The organism is Tenacibaculum soleae (genome assembly GCF_001693415.1).
In the GTDB taxonomy this organism is placed as follows: Bacteria; Bacteroidota; Bacteroidia; order Flavobacteriales; family Flavobacteriaceae; genus Polaribacter; species Polaribacter soleae.
Genome location: NZ_MAKX01000016.1, coordinates 1 through 1513, shown reverse-complemented (window position 1 = coordinate 1513; position 1513 = coordinate 1). Strand labels below are relative to the sequence as shown.

1 pseudogene is annotated in these 1513 nt (G+C 39.3%); it reads right to left on the bottom strand.

Annotated elements, in window-relative coordinates:
* A pseudogene (locus BA195_RS14430) lies at positions 1-1513 on the bottom strand (hypothetical protein); the annotation flags it as partial.

The following is a 1513-nucleotide window of genomic DNA, read 5'->3' as shown; positions in this document are numbered from 1 at the left end:
GGTGCTCCCTGTAATGTTATTGTGGTGGTATAATCGGCTGTTCCATCACTTATTACTACTACTGCCGAACCTTGACCTCCATTACAATCGGGTTGTGTTTCGGTTACAACTATTGTTGGATCTGTGATTCGAGTTATGGTAACCTCTTCTGAATATTCACAACTTGGTGTTCCTGTTCCGTTTTGATCACGTACATAAACATCCCAAGTTCCTGCTGTTATTGTCGTTGGTGCTGTTGCACTAAAATCTGTTGCAATTGGTGGTGTTCCTCCTGTTACAACTGCGTATACATAATTACTATCGCCACCGCTTGCTACGATGTTTATCGTTCCATCATTACACGTTTCGTTTGTTGTTGTTACAACTGCTGTTACTTGTGGATTTATGGTTACCGTATCGGTTGCTGAACAGTTAAATCCGTCTGTTACAGTTACTGTATAATTACCATTGGTTAATCCTGTAAATATATTGGTGTTTTGTGTAGTGGTCGTAGTTCCGTCATTTAAACTATATGAATAATTTCCGTTACCTGTACCTATATTTACGGTAATTGTTGCATCAGATGAACCGCTATAACAAGTAGTTTCGTCTAAAGTAAATGCTACCGCTACTGCATCTGGAACAGTTACTGGCTCTGGTGCTGATGTACAACCTTTTGCATCTGTAGCTACTACCCAATAATCTCCCGAAGTATCAATATCGGTAAATGGTGCGCCTGTTTGAACTGCTGGTGCAGTTGCTGTTGCATTGTCAAATAATGCATATGTATAAGCTCCTCCGTTTCCTCCGGATGTGGTTCCTGTTATACTTATCGTTGCGCCATCTAATGTAGGGTCTGTATCACAAGTAATTAGTTTTGTTACACTTGCCGCTACTACTATTGGTGATGGATCTGATAAATCTTCACTCAAAGATACATTACACGCTGCCGGTGAAGTATTATCTGGTCGTACCGATATATTATGAGTTACATTACCTAATCCTGTGATAGTAAACGGATTTGTTGCCGCCGCACTCCAAATAGTTCCTCCATCTAATGAATACTCAAAACTTGTTGGTGTACTTGATGGAAATGCTGCTGTTATTTCAATACTTCCGTTACTTTCTCCTATACATCTTGGATTTGTAAAATCTGTTATTTGTGCGGTAAATGCCTGATTATTTAAAACTGTAATATTAGTTACATCCACTGTACAGTCGCTTCCGTAATCAACTGTTACAGTATAAGTCCCATCAGATAATCCGCTAAAAATTCCTGTAGTATTATTCGTTGCTCCTAAAGTATAATTATACGTTCCTGGTGCTGCTGGTGTTAATTGTGTTAAGGTTATGGTTCCTGTTCCGTCACACGCGTAAGTCACTGCATTACTAAATGTTGGCTCCTCTGGTAATGCCGCTATCGTTATGGGTGCTAAAGTTATAGAACATCTCTTTGCATCACTTATAGTTACTGTGTACGTACCATCTGTTAAACTACCAAATGCATGATCAAATGTTACTGCATCCGTTGTAT